The 17,077-nt window shown below is 39.9% G+C and carries 16 protein-coding genes; 6 read left to right on the top strand and 10 right to left on the bottom strand.

Going from position 1 to position 17,077, the window contains the following annotated elements; all coding sequences use genetic code 11:
• Positions 1-19: 19 nt before the first annotated feature.
• Both ACSFVZ_RS05820 and ACSFVZ_RS05815 read right to left on the bottom strand, forming a co-directional pair.
• The gene (locus ACSFVZ_RS05820; RefSeq protein ID WP_435558335.1) at positions 20-967 is read right to left on the bottom strand and encodes a hypothetical protein; all 948 of its coding nucleotides are present in this window, start codon (positions 965-967) and stop codon (positions 20-22) included.
• Positions 954-1,859 carry a type 2 periplasmic-binding domain-containing protein gene (locus tag ACSFVZ_RS05815; protein WP_435558334.1) on the bottom strand — a complete coding sequence of 302 codons (906 nt, stop codon included), beginning with the start codon at positions 1,857-1,859 and terminating at the stop codon, positions 954-956. Before ACSFVZ_RS05815 ends, ACSFVZ_RS05820 begins: the two co-directional genes overlap by 14 nt.
• A gap of 219 nt (positions 1,860-2,078) precedes the next feature.
• Between ACSFVZ_RS05815 and ACSFVZ_RS05810 the strand changes: the two genes are divergently transcribed.
• The gene (locus ACSFVZ_RS05810; protein ID WP_435558333.1) at positions 2,079-2,942 is read left to right on the top strand and encodes a S1/P1 nuclease; all 864 of its coding nucleotides are present in this window, start codon (positions 2,079-2,081) and stop codon (positions 2,940-2,942) included.
• Positions 2,943-2,976: 34 nt separating this feature from the next.
• Positions 2,977-6,093 carry a TonB-dependent receptor gene (locus ACSFVZ_RS05805; protein ID WP_435558331.1) on the top strand — a complete coding sequence of 1,039 codons (3,117 nt, stop codon included), beginning with the start codon at positions 2,977-2,979 and terminating at the stop codon, positions 6,091-6,093.
• Positions 6,094-6,403: 310 nt separating this feature from the next.
• On the opposite strand, the gene ACSFVZ_RS05800 is transcribed toward ACSFVZ_RS05805, so the two are convergent.
• From ACSFVZ_RS05800 to ACSFVZ_RS05780, 5 genes are all read right to left on the bottom strand, one after another.
• On the bottom strand, positions 6,404-7,414 hold the full coding sequence (locus tag ACSFVZ_RS05800; RefSeq protein WP_199526886.1) for an ABC transporter ATP-binding protein: 1,011 nt from the start codon (positions 7,412-7,414) through the stop codon (positions 6,404-6,406).
• Between the two features lie 11 nt (positions 7,415-7,425).
• Positions 7,426-8,925, bottom strand: coding sequence for an ABC transporter permease (locus ACSFVZ_RS05795; RefSeq protein ID WP_199526887.1), 1,500 nt, complete (start codon positions 8,923-8,925; stop codon positions 7,426-7,428).
• Positions 8,925-9,965: an extracellular solute-binding protein gene (locus ACSFVZ_RS05790; RefSeq protein WP_199526888.1), complete on the bottom strand. Its 1,041-nt coding sequence runs from the start codon at positions 9,963-9,965 to the stop codon at positions 8,925-8,927. Before ACSFVZ_RS05790 ends, ACSFVZ_RS05795 begins: the two co-directional genes overlap by 1 nt.
• Positions 9,965-10,777, bottom strand: a complete 813-nt coding sequence (locus ACSFVZ_RS05785) for a hypothetical protein (protein ID WP_199526889.1) — start codon at positions 10,775-10,777, stop codon at positions 9,965-9,967. Before ACSFVZ_RS05785 ends, ACSFVZ_RS05790 begins: the two co-directional genes overlap by 1 nt.
• Positions 10,778-10,873: 96 nt before the next feature.
• Complete coding sequence (locus ACSFVZ_RS05780; protein ID WP_199526890.1) at positions 10,874-11,329, bottom strand: MarR family winged helix-turn-helix transcriptional regulator; 456 nt, start codon at positions 11,327-11,329, stop codon at positions 10,874-10,876.
• A gap of 103 nt (positions 11,330-11,432) precedes the next feature.
• Here ACSFVZ_RS05780 and hmgA point away from each other — a divergent pair, with 103 nt between their 5' ends.
• Together hmgA and maiA are read left to right on the top strand one after the other, a co-directional pair.
• Complete coding sequence (gene hmgA / locus ACSFVZ_RS05775; RefSeq protein WP_105180292.1) at positions 11,433-12,737, top strand: homogentisate 1,2-dioxygenase; 1,305 nt, start codon at positions 11,433-11,435, stop codon at positions 12,735-12,737.
• Entirely contained in the window at positions 12,737-13,366 is a 630-nt protein-coding gene (maiA, locus tag ACSFVZ_RS05770) for a maleylacetoacetate isomerase (protein WP_435558330.1), read from the top strand. The genes hmgA and maiA overlap by 1 nt, the downstream gene beginning before the upstream one ends.
• A gap of 57 nt (positions 13,367-13,423) precedes the next feature.
• Here maiA and ACSFVZ_RS05765 read toward each other — a convergent pair whose 3' ends face one another.
• Positions 13,424-13,654 (bottom strand): TIGR02647 family protein, encoded by a 231-nt coding sequence (locus tag ACSFVZ_RS05765; RefSeq protein WP_105180290.1) that lies wholly within the window; start codon positions 13,652-13,654, stop codon positions 13,424-13,426.
• 95 nt (positions 13,655-13,749) lie between these two features.
• Here ACSFVZ_RS05765 and ACSFVZ_RS05760 point away from each other — a divergent pair, with 95 nt between their 5' ends.
• Positions 13,750-14,049 (top strand): DUF1496 domain-containing protein, encoded by a 300-nt coding sequence (locus tag ACSFVZ_RS05760; RefSeq protein WP_105180289.1) that lies wholly within the window; start codon positions 13,750-13,752, stop codon positions 14,047-14,049.
• A gap of 57 nt (positions 14,050-14,106) precedes the next feature.
• Positions 14,107-14,373 carry a VF530 family protein gene (locus ACSFVZ_RS05755; protein WP_199526892.1) on the top strand — a complete coding sequence of 89 codons (267 nt, stop codon included), beginning with the start codon at positions 14,107-14,109 and terminating at the stop codon, positions 14,371-14,373.
• A gap of 3 nt (positions 14,374-14,376) precedes the next feature.
• On the opposite strand, the gene ACSFVZ_RS05750 is transcribed toward ACSFVZ_RS05755, so the two are convergent.
• Together ACSFVZ_RS05750 and ACSFVZ_RS05745 are read right to left on the bottom strand one after the other, a co-directional pair.
• Positions 14,377-15,996 (bottom strand): diacylglycerol kinase family protein, encoded by a 1,620-nt coding sequence (locus tag ACSFVZ_RS05750; RefSeq protein ID WP_199526893.1) that lies wholly within the window; start codon positions 15,994-15,996, stop codon positions 14,377-14,379.
• Positions 15,997-16,368: 372 nt separating this feature from the next.
• Positions 16,369-16,998, bottom strand: coding sequence for a TetR/AcrR family transcriptional regulator (locus tag ACSFVZ_RS05745; protein WP_199526894.1), 630 nt, complete (start codon positions 16,996-16,998; stop codon positions 16,369-16,371).
• Positions 16,999-17,077: the final 79 nt, after the last annotated feature.

The raw sequence follows: 17,077 nt of genomic DNA, 5'->3' as shown, positions 1-17,077 counted from the left end.
TGACTTCCCTTTTTTAGTTTTACTTACCTATCACTTCAATATCTTCTAACGTTATGTTCTTTAATCCATAATGATGTAAACGTGAACGCGAACCTTCACCATGCGCTTTCGGTGGATAATAAACATCTTTAACTTCTGGTTGATCTTGCCAAACATCATCAAGCGCAGCGCGGATTTCACTCAAGGTTTTTTCTAAACTATTGGTAAAATTTGGTCTTTTCCGAACTGTATGACCTAATTCAACTAACCGGTAAAAATACTTATTAGCAAGTGTAAGTAACTCTTCAGGAACATCCTTATTCTGATTGAGCACTACATCAGGATTTTCAGTACAAAACTCAACCAAAGCCAAATAAAAACATAACGGCTTATTGGCTAATGCAACAGGTTTATCAGGGCTACAATTTGCTGCCAACGTTTTATTTTGAAGATCGACAATCAAAATAGGTTTTGTTTTACTATTCGATTCAGGTTCGGGAACTTGTTTTGCTACTTGTAATTTTGTGCGTTCACTTAAGAAGACTAAATAACTAATCGCAAGTGAAAACAAACATACCAAAATAAATACTGCAATATCATTTTTATTTAAAATATTGTTATTAATAACAAAACTAATAGTAAAAACTTTTTGTGGTGTTTGAAGTTGCTTTTCAATCAGATCTGCTCTTGCTGGAAACTCTGTAATTCCTTCGATGGAATAAACAAAAATCGGGGTTTCTTTGAGCTGCGAATTAAGCTTAGCAAGGTAGTCAATAACAGCCTCTTTACTACCAGAATGCTTTAAAAAGTCATCAGGAAGGTTTAAATGCGTTAAATCTAAGGCGATTCGCTTCTCTATATTTGCCAAGCTTAATTGATTATTCTCTGTTGACTTAACCGCTTTTACAAGAATATAGCTACCAAATAAGACCAAACAAATAACAAAGAATAAACAACCATAAATTAGCTTTACTCTAATTGGTAGCATTGTTTACCTCAGCATTTATTCGCATCGAGTGTTGCGTTTTACAGTTAAAGAATGATTGAACGTGATTGAAATAATGAGAATTTTGGTCATGCGCTAAATCAATTAAACGTTTTTGAACAGCACAGAGAAGATCTGTGTTTTCGTCTTGCATTTTAAGGTACCAACGGCTGCCACTAATGTTGTCACTGATGGGAGTAATATAATTGATTGAAAAACGTTGCTGGTCTATGTCTTGCCAATAAGAAGAAATTAGATCAACTTTACCGCTTGCTAGTAATTCTCTCAGCTCTGAATGAGAGCCAGCATAGGTAATGTCTAAGTTCTCTAAATTTATATCTAACTTTTTGAACAACTGTTTTGGCAAAATATGACCAGAACGGCTTGTAGGGTAATCTAAAAGGCCAATTCGTTTGTCAAGAAAATAACTTTTATCTAGCCGCGGCTTTTCTTTGCTTGAAATAAAGTAGGCGGTGTAATCAGGAAAACCAACAACGGCTTTATAGTTGTAAGTTGATTCTGCCATAAAAGCGTTAATTAAGTTTTCTTTTGCGAGGATCAAATCTGCTAATCCTTTACCCAAAAACTCAACTGTATCAGATGTCTTGTAACCCCAATAAGAGATAACCTTGCCATATTGCTTACTGATAGTGTCGTCTTGACATAATGAAAACGCGACATCTTCAGCTAGCCGTTTACCAGATGAATATACGACAAGTTCATTAAGATTAACCTCAGATTTAGTATCACATTGAAAAGAAGTTTCAATAAACGTATCGATATCAGATATAGGCTTATTTGCTTGTAAAATTCCCACAAAACAAAACAAGCCAAACGACAGAAACAAAAATGTAACAATCAAAGATTTTTTTATTAGTATTGTTCTTAAATTCAATTTTTATAGCCAACAACGCACCCTTGCCTCTATTTGAACAATTATTCTTACTTATTACAACAGGTAATTTTACCTGAAATAAATAACTCATTGTTTTTAAACATATATGAACAAGAAATTATGAATCTTATTGAGTCCTTTCTATTTGTTTTAAAATTCAGGAGAATTAGCACCAAGTAATCGTGCTTCAGGGCACATTCATTTTTGGACACTGAGTCAATGTTACAAAAAACAATAAAGATGTTGCTGTTATCGACACCTGTTATTTCAGCGGTGTTAAGTACTCCGGCTAATGCATGGGGACAAAATGGTCATCGTATTGTTGGTGAAATTGCATCTAAGCATATTACTGACACCACGAGGCAAGCATTAATTCCTTTACTTGATGGCGAGTCACTCCCTCAAATTGCCACTTGGGCCGATGAAATGCGCTCTGCCCCTGAGCAATTTTGGCAAAAAAAGTCATCTCGCTGGCATTACATCAATTTCAAAGATGGTGATGCTGATCCCCATTTCGACTCTCATGCCCACCACAATAAAGACACAGTGTCTGACATCCTTGAAGGGATGGAATATTCAATTTCAGTTTTACAAAACCAAAAAGCATCACTTGCAGAAAAACAGTTTGCTTTACGCTTTTTAGTTCATCTTGTTGGTGATAGTCACCAACCATTCCATGCAGGTCGCAGTGAAGATCGTGGCGGCAACAATATTTCTGTCACATTCTTCGGGCAAGATACCAATTTACATAGCCTATGGGACTCAAAACTCATTGAAAATGAAAATTTGTCCTATACTGAATTTGCGCAATTTATAAATACAACAAATCAAGCGTTGATAATGGACTACCTTACCAGTTCACCTAGCGATTGGTTAATCGAATCACATAATATTGCAAATTCAATCTATAAAGAAAATGAAACAAACGTAAGTTATAGTTATATCTATAAAAACTTACCAATTGTTAAAACTCGCCTACAGCAAGGCGGGATAAGATTGGCCGGTTTATTAAATAGTTTATTTGATAAATCAGCAAAACCGTTAGTAAAGGCACTTAAGATGCCAACTGACAGCAAACTATAAATGAAACATAACCTCTAACACGGGAAATAACATAATGAAAATCCAACTCCGCAAAACAGCTCTATCACTTGCTATTGCAGCATGTGTTGGTGTGAGTGGTGCAGCGTTAGCAAATGAAACAACATCTGCTATCAAGGGTCAAATCAAAGGTCCTAGCGGCAACCCTGCTGCTGGCACTAAGATTACTATCGTTCACTTACCTTCAGGTTCAACTAAAGAAACTGAAACGAACGATGCGGGTTACTTCACAGCTAAAGGCCTACGCGTAGGTGGTCCTTACCGCGTTGTTGTTGATTCTGACGTATTTGCAGATCAAACTTTCAACAATATTAACCTACAAGTTGGTGCTGACTACCCTGTTAATGTTACGTTAGAGCCGCAATCAGACATCGAACAAATCGTTGTTACAGGTCGTCCTATCAGCCGTATGTCTGGTGGTACAGGTCCTGCTGCGACTTTCACACTTGAAGATTTAGAAAACCAACCAGCTATCAACCGTGACTTAAAAGATATCATTCGTATCGACCCACGCGTAACAATCGATGATAGCCGCGGTTCAATCAACTGTGGTGGTGGCAACCCACGTTTCAACAGCTTAACGCTAGACGGCGTTCGTATGAACGATAACTTCGGTCTAAGCTCAAACGGTTACCCAACAATCGGTGCTCCTTTCTCTTTCGATTCAATCGAGCAGGTTGCCGTTGAACTAGCGCCTTTTGATGTTCAATATGGTGGTTTCACATCATGTAATATCAATGCTGTTACTAAATCTGGTGGTAACGAAGTACACGGTGGTGTTTTCTTCGATTACACAAATGATTCAATGAAAGGCGATAAAATTGAAGGTGAAGACTACGATAACGGTGATTACACTGAAAAACGTTACGGCTTCAACGTTGGTTTACCACTAATTAAAGATAACCTTTTCTTATTCACATCTTATGAGAAAGTTGAAGGTGTTAAACAGTACGAATACGGCGGTTTAAATACAGGTAGTGTTTCAGCTGCAGACGTAGCTCGTGTACAACAAATCGCTCAAGATGTTTACGGTTATGACGCAGGTGGCATGCCATCGAGCGCACCAGTTGAAGATGAGAAAATCTTAGTTAAGTTAGACTGGAACATCAATGACGATCACCGTGCAAACTTAATCTATAACTACAATGACGCTTTCACGCTATCTCAATCAGATGCATACAGCGATACAGTAGCTTTAGAAAACCATTTCTTCAAGCAAGGTGCTGAGTTTACATCAATCATCGGTTCACTTTACTCAGATTGGTCAGACAACTTCTCAACTGAAGTTCGCCTAGGTAAATCAGAGCTAGATGCAACTGTGCAATCTTTAGATGCAGCGAGCAGCTTTGGTGAAATGCAAATTGATGCTGCTGGTGGTGGTACTATCTATATCGGTCCAGATGACTCTCGTCAATCAAACGACCTAGACTATGAAACAACAACTGTAAAAGTTGCTGGTACATATTACCTTGATCAACATACGATTACTGGTGGTTATGAGTACGAAAAGCTAGACGTATTTAACCAATTCGTACAGCAAACTCAAGGTGAGTGGCGTTTTGATTCTGTAGATGATTTTGAAGCTGGTCAAGCTGCACGTATTTACTATAACAATGCTGCTGGTACTAACAACCCAACTGATGCTGCTGCAAGCTTCTCATATGCTCAACACACTTTCTATGTTCAAGATGAGTACAGCTTCACAGATTTAGATGCGACATTAACATTTGGTCTTCGTTACGACAAATACACAAGTGACGACAATCCTAACTACAATGAAAACTTCACTAATCGTTATGGTTTTAGTAACCAAGCAACATTCGACGGTATCGATTTAATTCAACCACGTGTTGGTTTTGAATGGTATGCAACAGATGCATTAGAAGTACGTGCAGGTGTTGGCCTATTCTCTGGTGGTAACCCGAATGTTTGGTTATCTAACTCATACTCTAACGACGGTATCACAAACATTGGTACTTACCGTGAAGATGTTGATTTATTCAATACACCGACAGTGAATGGTGGTACACCAGGTTACGAAGTGCCACAAGATATGTTTGATGAAGTTGCTAATACAACAATTGGCGCGGGTGACTCATCTGTAAATGCTGTTGACCCTGACTTCGATATGCCTTCAGAGTGGAAATACTCAGTAGGTGCAACATACACAACTGAAGATGAGTATGTATTCTCTCTAGATTACTTATTCACTAAACGTAAAGATGCTGCAATTATCCAAGACATCGCGTTGCAAGATTCTGGTGAAACAACGTTTGATGGTCGTCCAATTCTTAAGTCTAAAGAAGGCCGTAGCGGGGACTTATTACTTACTAATGTGAGTGGCGACAGTGGTGAGTCTCATATCATTTCTGCTGCAATGAGCAAGCGTTTTGATAACGGTATTAGCGTACAACTAGCTTACGCTTACACAGATTCGACAGATGTTAACCCAATGACTAGCTCTGTAGCTAGCTCTAACTACGGTAACATGGCGACATACGATCCAACTAACCCGGGTGCACGCACATCTGATTACGAGATCCCACATCGCTTTACTATGACATTAGGTTACACAACTGAGTTGTTTGATGGTTACAGCACACGTTTCAACCTATTCAGTGAAACGTACAAAGGTCTACCTTACAGCTACACATATAACGGTAGTGACAAAGTTTGGGGTGATAGCAACTCAAACCGTAGCCGTCAGCTAATGTATATCCCTGAAGTAAATGACCCTAACGTTGTTTATGATATGACTGCTGATGAAATTAATGAGTTTAACGAGTGGATTTCTGCTCAAGGCCTTGAGCGCGGTGAAATCGTTGGCCGTAACAGCCAAAACGCTGATTGGTTCACGAAAGTTAACTTTAAAGTGACTCAAGAGTTACCTGGCTTTATGGCTGGTCACAAAGGTGAAGTATTCTTCGTTATCGATAACTTAACTAACATGTTAAACGATGACTGGGGTGTACTTAAGAAAGGTAACTTCGTTGGTAACCGTATGATTAAAACATCAATCGATGACCAAGGTCGTTACGTTTACTCAAACTTTAGCCCTAACAATGGTAAAACTGCAACACAAAGCAACGCATCAGTTTGGGAAATGCGTGTAGGTGTACGTTACACATTCTAATAACGAGTTAACCTTGTTATAAAGCAAAAGCCCGCCCCTACTGGCGGGCTTTTTACGTTTGGCAGAAAGTGAGCGAGTAACAGGTTACTAGGGGAAAGTTAGCAAGCAACAAGAGTAAAGTTAGCAAGTTGCTAGTAGCGATTTTATATCGCGTTTGATGGCTGAGGGCTGATGTTAAACTCGATCCAGCGTTGTTATGTAAGTCGTCATTTATGGCGACAAATCTTTAAACTTGAATGATCACGGACTAAAGCCCGACCTACCCTGATATGAAAATGCAGGCCAATTTGACCTGCACACAAAGTTTTATTTAAGCTGCGTAAACCGCAAGTGGATGGGTTGTATTGATTGAAACATGCACAGCATCACCCGGGCGCACTATCACTTCATGGCTCACACGGCTTGTCACCACAGTATCGCATGCAAGTTTAACAGCGCATAATCGGCTGCCACCCTCATAACGTACCCAGGTCACTTCACCGTTATTTGTATTAGCATTATTAATTAGATGCACATCATCAGGGCGCAACAATACATCAACCTTTGCTGCATCATGATCTATTTTGATTGCTGGTGCATTGCCTATATCTGTTGTGGCTGTATCACCTACACAATTACCGGCAATGAAACTTGCCTCACCTAAAAAGCGTGCCACAAAACGATTACTTGGCAAGCTAAAGCAACGCTCAGGAGTATCAATTTGCTGAATTATCCCCTCTTTAAGCACCCCTACACGGTCACCGACAGATAAGGCTTCCTCTTGGTCATGGGTCACCCAAATAGCGGGAACACCTGCAGCCTTTAAAGCATTTCTAATATCCCATCGAAGAGTATCTTTTAGAGCTGCATCTAGGTTAGATAATGGTTCATCAAGTAAAACAAAGTCTGGTTCATGAGCAAGAGTTCGAGCGAGTGCGACACGCTGCTTTTGACCACCAGATAAGGTTGCCGGCTTTTTATTTCGAAATGCTTCAAGACCTAGTAGCTTTATCCAATGATCGGCTTTAGAAGTATCGTTAAGTCTAAAGCAAATATTCTGTTCAACAGTTAAATGTGGAAAAAGGGCAAAATCTTGAAACACCATTCCTACTTTACGTTTTTCCGGGGGAACTTTTAGTTTTGGCGTAGCTCGCCATGAACCTAAATTTATTTCGCCTTCGCTAATAGGAATAAGCCCAGCTAACGCTTGTAAAATTGTACTTTTACCACAGCCAGTTGGACCAACTAGCATGAGGATCTCACTTTCCCCAAGTGATAAGTTAAGTTCACTTACCACACGATTGCTACCATAATCGATAGACAGCTTACTAACTGATAGCATTAAACTGATCCTTAATGTTCTAATTGACTGCGCTTTTCACCAGAGAGCATTATAGCCAAGCCGCAAGCTGATATCACTACCAACAATAAGCCAGGAATAGCAGCACGGCCAAAGTAACCGGCTTCATAAACACGCCACAAATATGTTGAAAGGGTTTCAAAACCCGTTGGGCCAAGTAAAAGTGTTGCTTCAAGTTCACGCATTGATTCTAAAAATACCAAAGCAGCACCTGCGATAATACCGCGCATAGTTAAGGGTAAAGTAATTCGCATAAATGCTTCACGAGGGCTGGCACCCAGTACTCGTGCTGACTTTATTAAACTTGAATCTAGATGCTCAGTACTGGTTCTTACAGAGCCAACTGCAAGCGGCAAAAAGCGCAGCACATAAGCAATTACTAATAGAGCTAAGGTTTGATAAAAGAGTGGCAACTGTAGACCGCCATATACCAATGCCGTTCCCATCACAATACCCGGAATACCAAATCCAAAATAAGTTACACGCTCCATAATACGCCCTGCTTTTCCACTCAACGCTGCATGAGCAACAGGTACAGCAACAACAACAGCAACGATAGCAGCAATACCCGAAGCATAGGCTGAATGCCAAGCAATACTGAAGTCAAAATCTGCAACTCCATCACGGGCAAGCCAAAGTGAAAAAATTGCCAAAGGTAAACAAATCGCAAGTAGCAATACTGGTAAAAATGTCAGTAACATCGCAACTTTTTGACCATTCGATGGAAATAACATCAATGAACGGCCATGGCGTTCTGAAGCTGTTTTAATTTGTGACTCGATAAACAATAAAAATCCGACGATAACCATCAGTTGTAGCGATAACATTGCCGCACGACTCAAACCAAAAGCGTTGTATTCTACATAAATAACCCGAGTGAACGTATCTAAACGCATCATCGCCGGTGTACCAAAGTCTGATAAGGTATAAAGCGCAACCAGTAAAGAGCCTGCCGCTATACCATTGATAACCCGAGGTAAAATAACTTTAAATACACTCATTGTCATCGACATACCTAAAGTACGTGCAGCATTAACCATGCTGGCATCTAAGCTAAGTAAAGATGATCGAGTTGTTAGCATTACAAAAGGAAACGTATACAGGGTCATTACAATGGCAGCGCCTGTTAGCCCATACATAGGCGGCGTTTCGAAGCCGAGCAGCTGATTTATCTCACCACCAGGGCCAAATGCAGCATACAAGGTAAACGCACCAATATAACTTGGGATTGCCAGAGGAGCAGCAAACAGAACAAGCCAAAGCTTTTTAAAAGGAAGTTGAACATAGGCACTAATAAACGCCAGTGGTACGCCAATTAAAATAGAGCCTATTACCGTTAACACCATAAGTGATAAGGTGTTACCAAGAATTTTTAAGTTATGACTATCAAATACAGCAGTCGCATCACTTGCTAAAGTGATCAGAATATAAACTGGCACTAACGCCAAAAGCGCTGCAAGCAGCGCCATGGGATAAGAAGCAGGTATACGCATTATAAAACACCGCTACTGCGCATAAGGTCGAGTGTTGGCCTTAAATCTGCCAATTGAGTTAAATCGATTTTCGGCGGTGACACATCCGTTAATGCTGGTAAGCCAGCTGGTTGTTCAATGCCTTGGATCAGTGGAATTTCATAGGCTTCACGGGCTAAGTAACCTTGTACTTCAGAACTTAGTAAGTAACGCATAAAATTCATCGCATTAGGGTTATCTGTTAACGATAAAACACCTGATGCATTAACTAAACAACCGGCATCTTGATTAGTAAAAGCAAGGTCAAGATTAGCATCTGGTTTACCTGACTTAAGTCGTAATGTGTAATAGTGGTTTGCAAAGCCAATATCGACTTCACCACGTTCAACTGCCATTACTACACCAAGCTCACCAGCGTAGGTTTTCGAACGTTTTTGAACTTTTTTAAGCCACTTAGCGGTTTTATCTTCACCTTCAAGAATACGCATAGCCGTTACGAATGATTGAAAAGATGCGTAAGCAGGTGCCCAACCTATTGATAAATCGCTGTCAGCAATCGCCATGATACTGTCGGGGATATCATCTTTGCTCAGACGCTTGGTGTTATAAGGTAGAGTTCGAATACGCCCGGTAACCGGTGCCCAACCAGGGTAACGGAATTGTGGCTGTAACTGTGCTGCTAAATCACTTGGTAATGGTTTAGCCAAACCCGCGTCGGTAATTAAACCAATCGCACCTGAGTCAACAGCCCAAAATAAATCAGCACGTTTAACTCCTGCTTTCGCTTCAGCGACAATCATATTGCCAAGCGCAGCAGTTGGACCACGGCGAATTGATAAATTCAATTTTGGATTATTCTTTTCGATCGACTGCAGTACGTTTTCGTACAAGCCGCCTTCGCCGCGGCCTAAATATAATGTTAAGTCACCCTCAAGGGCGGGTAAGTCTTTTACAGAAACGGGGCTTGCAGCACTGGCTGCGAAGGCACGAGAAAGAGGTAGTGGCATTGCGCCTACTACCCCGAACGCAGCAAGTCCTTGAATAAAGGTTCTACGCTTCACTAAAATACATCCTTACGAGCTTTTTCGGCTTCTTCTAATAACACCTTAGCGCGATCTAGCTTTTCTTGCATATCAACAACCACTGCACGTACTTGGTCAACAGACCCTTTATCAGAAATCGCTTTTGGCAGGGTTACATTAAAATCTTTTTCGAGCACTTCGACTAACTTCGCATCTTTTTCGATAAGTGTACCTTCAACACCCTCGAATAAATGCAAGTAAGTATCATGTACGATTTGTGTTGCTTCATCGCTTAAACGCTCTGCGTACTTTGCAACAACACGGTCTAATTTGTGTTTGATTTCATCGATGGTAGCACTTTGCGTCATTTCTTCTGAAGCAGTCGCTTTTACAGCTTTTAACAAGCCTTTTTGCTGGAAATCCGCGGCAAGTTTAACAGCTCCTAAACCTTGCCACAAGGCGGCATTCAACGCCTTTTGATGAGTGCGAACCTCAGCTGCAGGTTTTTTATCATCAATAGCCATTTTGATGCCATAAATACTTTGCCAAATTGATGCATAAACCGGTACATAGTTTGTTTCAATTGCACTATGGAACTTTACTGATTCCCAGTATTCGATTAGGTCATCACTTTTTACAGCTTTAGCACCTTTGATTTCGTAATCACTCACCATGACATCGACTTTGTTGATCATCCATTCAACGTCATCAGAGTAATCTTTTAAATTTTCTTTTAGATGATTAACGTGCTCACCAATTGGGCCATTTGCCAATACAGGTTGGGCAATAAAAGTAGATGCTAATACTAGGCTTAAACCTAGTGTCTTCACGGTGTTTAACGCTAATTTCATAACAGGAGACATCCAAATTGCTAATTGTAAATGATAGCCATTATCATATACGTATCGATTCCCTAAATCAATTGCTATAATGCATTGATTACAGATTTACACATTTTTATTTAAGTAATTGGAAAGCTTACTAAGAGTGTTCATAAATTGTTTAATTTCTTGGCTATCTAATTCACTCACTAAACTTGCTTGCCATTCGTTTGCTAACGGAACAATTTGTTTATGAAAACCTACTCCTGCCTCTGATAACGATAACAAGTTTGCGCGTTTATCAGTTGGGTTCGCTTTTGCTGCGATAAGGTTTCTTGTTAATAACGACTTTACTGCACGGGACACCGTTGATTTATCCATTTGTGCCATATCACACAACTGTTTAGCAGTGCATTCACCGTATTGAGCTAGGTTCGCGATTACTCGCCATTGTGGCACGGTTAAATCAAACTGCTTTTGATATAGCTCACTAAATTGCTCACTCATCTGCATTGCAATATTGGTTAATGAGTAAGGTAAGAACTGCTGTAAATCGAGCGTTGGATGTTTCTTTGTTGTCATTGCTTCACTACTGTCAAAAATTATTTACACAAGTAAATTCAGTGCAGTTTGAATTTAGTCTCACATGAGAGTATCTTACCTAAAACCTTTCAGGAGTCTAGTGATGAATAACGAATTACAATATATGACAGGCTTTGGTAATGAGTTCGAAACCGAAGCATTACCCGGTGCATTACCTATCGGTCAATTCAGCCCTCAAAAAGTAAAATACGATTTATATGCTGAACAGTTCAGCACAACAGCATTTACAGCGCCGCGTGCTGATAACCGCCGTACTTGGTTTTATCGTATTCGCCCGTCAGTAGTACAAGGTGATTATACACCTATAGACAATGGCCTTATTCGTACCGCTCCTATCACAGAAGTCCCAACGCCGCCGACAATGCTACGTTGGGATCCAATTGAAATTCCTGAGCAGCCAACAGATTTTATTGATGGTTTAATCACCATGGCAGCTAATGGCAGTGCTAATGCACAAACAGGTATAGGTATTCATATCTATGTAGCCAATAAATCAATGCAACACCGTTACTTTTATAATGCTGATGGTGAAATGCTGTTCGTACCACAACAAGGTGAACTATTACTAAGAACCGAGTGTGGAAAACTAACAGTCCGAGCTGGTGAAATTGCCGTAATTCCTCGCGGGATTAAATTTGCTGTTGATTTATTAACGGACACAGCCCGCGGCTATATTTGTGAAAACTATGGCCATGCCTATATTTTACCAGAGCGCGGCCCTGTAGGAGCTAATGGTTACGCCAATGACCGTGACTTCCACTACCCTGTTGCGGCTTATGAGGATGTAGAAGGTGACTTTGAACTAGTTGCAAAGTTTAATGGCAATATGTTCCGCTGCGATATTGGTCATTCTCCATTAGATGTCGTTGCATGGACAGGTAATAGTGCGCCATACAAGTATGACCTTGCTCGTTTCAATGTTATGAATACCGTGAGTTATGATCACCCGGATCCTTCAATCTTCACCGTACTAACGTCACCATCGGGTACAGAAGGTGTCGCAAATATCGACTTTGCTATCTTCCCTCCTCGTTGGATGGTGGCTGAAAACACATTCCGTCCACCTTATTACCACCGTAATATTATGAGTGAATTCATGGGGCTTATCGAAGGCGTATACGATGCAAAAGAGCATGGTTTTGTGCCTGGGGGTTCAAGTTTACATAATTGCATGTCGCCACATGGTCCAGAAGCAGATGTATTTGAAAAAGCATCAAATGCCGAACTTAAACCACAACGCTACGAAAACACCTTGGCATTTATGTTCGAATCGCGTTACGTTATTTCACCAACTAAATATGCTCTTGAAGGTAAAGAGCGTCAGCCTAACTATACTGACTGTTGGCGCACTATTAAAAAACATTTCACAGGTAAACAGGACGCATAATGAAACTTTATAGCTATTTTCGTTCATCAGCCGCTTACAGAGTTCGCATTGCTCTTTATTTAAAGAACATTGATCATGAGTTGGTCACTGTTAATTTATTAAAATCAGAGCAGCAAAGTGATCAGTACCTAGCAAAAAACCCACAAGGATTATTACCGGCACTTGAAACTGATCAAGGTGTGCTTGCACAATCGCTAGCTATTTTAGAGTGGCTTGAAGAAACGCACCCAGAAACACCGCTTTTAATAGGTGATGCATGGCAAAAAGCCCAGATCCGCAATTTATGTTATGCCGTAGCGTGCGATATCCACCCTATCGATAATTTGCGAGTATTAAAGTACTTAGCTAATGATCTTGGTGTTGATGAAGAAGCAAAAACGACCTGGTATAAGCATTGGGTAGAAGTTGGCTTTGAGAGTATCGAAAAGTTACTTGATGAAGCGAACACTTTTTGCGTTGGCGACAAACCAACACTTGCTGATGTCTGTTTAGTGCCGCAAGTATTTAATGCCTTACGCTTTAACGTTGATATGAGTAAGTACCCAAAAATCGCCACAGTTTATGAGCATTGTAATAAGCTAGATGCCTTTATTGATGCGGCTCCTCAGAACCAACCTGACGCAATCTAATTCGTTGTTATTAAAACTAAAGGCCCAATCATTTTGGGCCTTTTTATTATCTAATTTTTATCTCAGTGCGGAATTAATAACACTCACGTGATTGATCAAATCTAGCCCTAAATCCGTTAAATAGCCGCCATCAGGGCTATCAGTAATGCCTTTGTCATAAAGACGTTTTGCAGCATTTTTTACTGTTTCTTCTGCATCAGAGTGGATTTTAATGCCTTGCATTTGTGAGTCGCGGGGAAACTTAGCAAGCAGGGTTAATTCGTCAATCATATTTTTATTAAATTGCATGTGTTCACCTTTTTATTATCACGTCATTGTGCTTTTATAGAATACAGTCATAAGCTTAGTGTAGATACAAAAAACTGCACAATGAGAGGTGTATTTTGTTTAGAAAGATTTTAATCTTAACTACCTTGTTTATTTTATTGTTTTCACAGTTCGTTTTAGCAAAGGATAAAGCATTAGTTGTGCTAGATGGCCAAGAAGCACTTAACAACCACAAAGTGTGTTGGTATGAAAATAAGCGTTACACCGAAGGCGCTTATATTGCTGTTGGCGATATAACGTTAATTTGTGCAGCCAAACAGCCAAATTTTTCAAACAGCGACTTAGCGTGGTTAAGACTGGATAAAAACGGCGATATTGTCTATCCAAAACGAGACAAGAGTATAAACGTCAATTAGCTTAAAGACGCTAGATACGTTACTATTACTCTGTTTAGAAATAACCAAAGATTAAGCATGGACAATCAACCAAATAACCCTTTGCACGGTATCAAGCTTGCCGACATCGTAACCCAACTTGAAGAAAAACTTGGCTGGGAAGGCCTAGCTGAACATGTTGATGTGCGCTGTTTTCAAAATGACCCAAGTGTTAAATCAAGCTTAAAATTTTTACGTAAAACACCTTGGGCCCGTGAAAAAGTTGAACAACTATACATTGATACTTTCTCCTATCAAAAGGCCGATGATGACGCACCTTTTGAATGGAAAAGTATTAAAAAATAACTGTTAGGTTTCGGCCATTATCACCGAAAGTGACTTCGGTGATACCTCTACCACCAGCTTTTCTGCTGTTTTAACCTCACCATCAATTACATAACTAATGTCTTTTTCTGCACTTACAGAAACTCGTTTAGCATTTGTATGATGGCTATTAATGGCAAAGCTTGTTTGCGTTATGCTTGAAAATACTAATTCAGCAATACTTAACGTACTGGCTTTCGCCTCTGAGTTAGGCGTTAACCAATTAACATCAAGTAAACCATCATTATGATCTGGCTGACCTGCTGATTGAGCCAACAATGTAGTAAACGGCGCTGCATTTGCAATGATTAAACTATTGGTATTTATAGACTGAGGTTCATTGTCGTCTAATGTAACTGTATAATCTTGCGCTTCATGTTCGCTTAGTGCCTGCCAAAATCCTTGTAAATAAGCTAGTTGGCCGGACTCATTTTTAGCATCTCGATGCGCCTTTTCAATCATTTTCTGCTCAAACCCAATTCCTGCTAATAACAGCATTCGCTCGCCATTACACAAAGCGGTATCGATCCGACTTGCCTGTCCCTCAATAATAAGTTCACAAGCTTGTTCGACTGGGATTAACTTAGATTGGATCCCCATTAATACATGAGCTAATGCATTAGCAGTGCCTAAAGGGATAATGCCTAACTTACAGTCGGTATTGACTAACACACTGGCGACTTCTGTCACTGTACCGTCACCACCACATGCGATAACAACATCGGGATTTGTTTCTATAGCCTCTTTAGCTAATTGAATGCCGTCCACTTCTTCTGTTGTAGTGTGTACAGTTAAATCATAGTATTCACTTAACCTTGCGGTTATCTGCTTTTTCTTTTCTTGCCACAGCTTTGTACCAGAGACTGGATTAGCAATTAATACAGCTTTGTTTTTAATTAGTAAATCGCCTCGACGATGACGTTTTATTAAGTGACGAAGTTGGCGCTTGTTTAAATTAGCAGTTTCTCGAGTTTCTTTGATTTGCTCCAAAACAGTATGAACATCTGCATCTTTATCTTGGCTTAGTAAGTATGCAGCCATAACAAACACTGAACGTCCGCGACCTAATGCGCAATGCACAACAACACGTCTATCAGCCTTTACTTGATGGTGGATCCAGTTAATTGCTTGATGTAATTGCGCACGAGTTGGCACACTGTGGTCTAAAACGGGGATATTCAAATAGCGAATATTTTCTTGGGTCGATGACCATTCAAGGCCATCAAACTCACAGGTAACATCTAAGATTGCTGTAATCCCTAACTCTTTCATGGTGTCAATATCTGATGGAAAGAGCCTGCAAGCTAAAAACAGATGTTCATTTATTTGTTGTAAAGGAGGCACTTTATCATGCTTACGAGACCAAGCATTGTATATTTGAGCCCCTAGTAAAAAGGGAATAAACGCCCAACGAATGTAAATTGGTATTACACCGTTTTCACGCTTTCTGAAAATTCGCGCAATATTAAAAAAATAAGCGCCACTGACTAGTAGTAGCGACAATGCAGCCCAATAAAAAAATAGCGCAAAATAAACGAGCTCAACCCGAATAGCCACGATTATAAAAATAATTGCCAGCGCAAGATAGCTAATTGCTGCCCACATAGTCACTCCTTGTTATTTTAATCATATACATTAATGCAAGTTTCTTTCCACACAACAGATAAGCCCTAAACAGGCACTTTAGATGAAAAAATAAGCTCTTAACTTTATTTCCTATCAATAAGTTTAGGACATTTTTTCATTATGCTATGAATAACTTACACATTTTTGTACTTAACTTGATTTTCTGAGCTTGAGAAAACAGATTTCTATTTAAAGTGCTATATGTTGAACTTGCAAACACAACTAGTTGGTCAAAAATGATTAAATATTAACGCGGATTGGTATCAATGTGATGAAAGTGAATGCGTAATAAAAAACTTCACCGAATCACTTTACTGAACAGAAGTAAGGGAATAAATTACCTTGCAGAGCTTAATCTATTCCCTTATCAAATGGTAATAGAAGCGTTTTCATCGCTGGACGAAGTGCTTTTAAAAGCTCACTAATGTTTAAAGAAGGATTAAGCATTTTACGTAGTAGTAAGCCCCCCATCACAGAAAACATCACTTCAATACGGGCATTCACTTCTTCAAGTGCGGTACCTTGTAACGGCCCTCTTTCACCCACTAATAATTCGCGCATAGAATCACGGGCGTGGCTATCTGACTCACGCAGTAAGTTAGCGACTTTTTCATTACGTGCAGCTTCTGCGAGCATTTCTAAATCAAGCGCACCTTGATTTAAATCGGTATGGCGCTCAACACCTCTATCGAGTCCATCTAGCAACACGGTGACACGATCGCCCGGCTTATCTGCAAACTCTTTAAAGATTGAGAACATTTCTTCCATATCACGTTCAACAATCGATTCTATAATCGCTTCTTTACTAGCGAAATAATTATAGATATGGCCTGCGCTCATGCCTGCTGTTTTAGAAATTTCAGCCATTCCCGCGCCATGATAGCCCTTACGTCGAAAACAATCCGCTGCAGCACAAAGCACTTGATTACGTCTTGCCTCAGCAAGCGCAGGGTCATTGTGTCTTTTCGTTTTTTGCGTCATGGTTTCTCCAAGCTCTTTTGAAATGGTTAACTTTTACTTAAACAAGGTTTACAGGATCTTAATATCACAGGAGAGTCAA

The sequence above is a fragment of the Pseudoalteromonas nanhaiensis genome (assembly GCF_051235485.1).
Lineage (GTDB): Bacteria > Pseudomonadota > Gammaproteobacteria > Enterobacterales > Alteromonadaceae > Pseudoalteromonas > Pseudoalteromonas lipolytica_C.
Note: the sequence above shows the minus strand (reverse complement) of the source record. Positions and strands in the feature narration are given on the sequence as shown.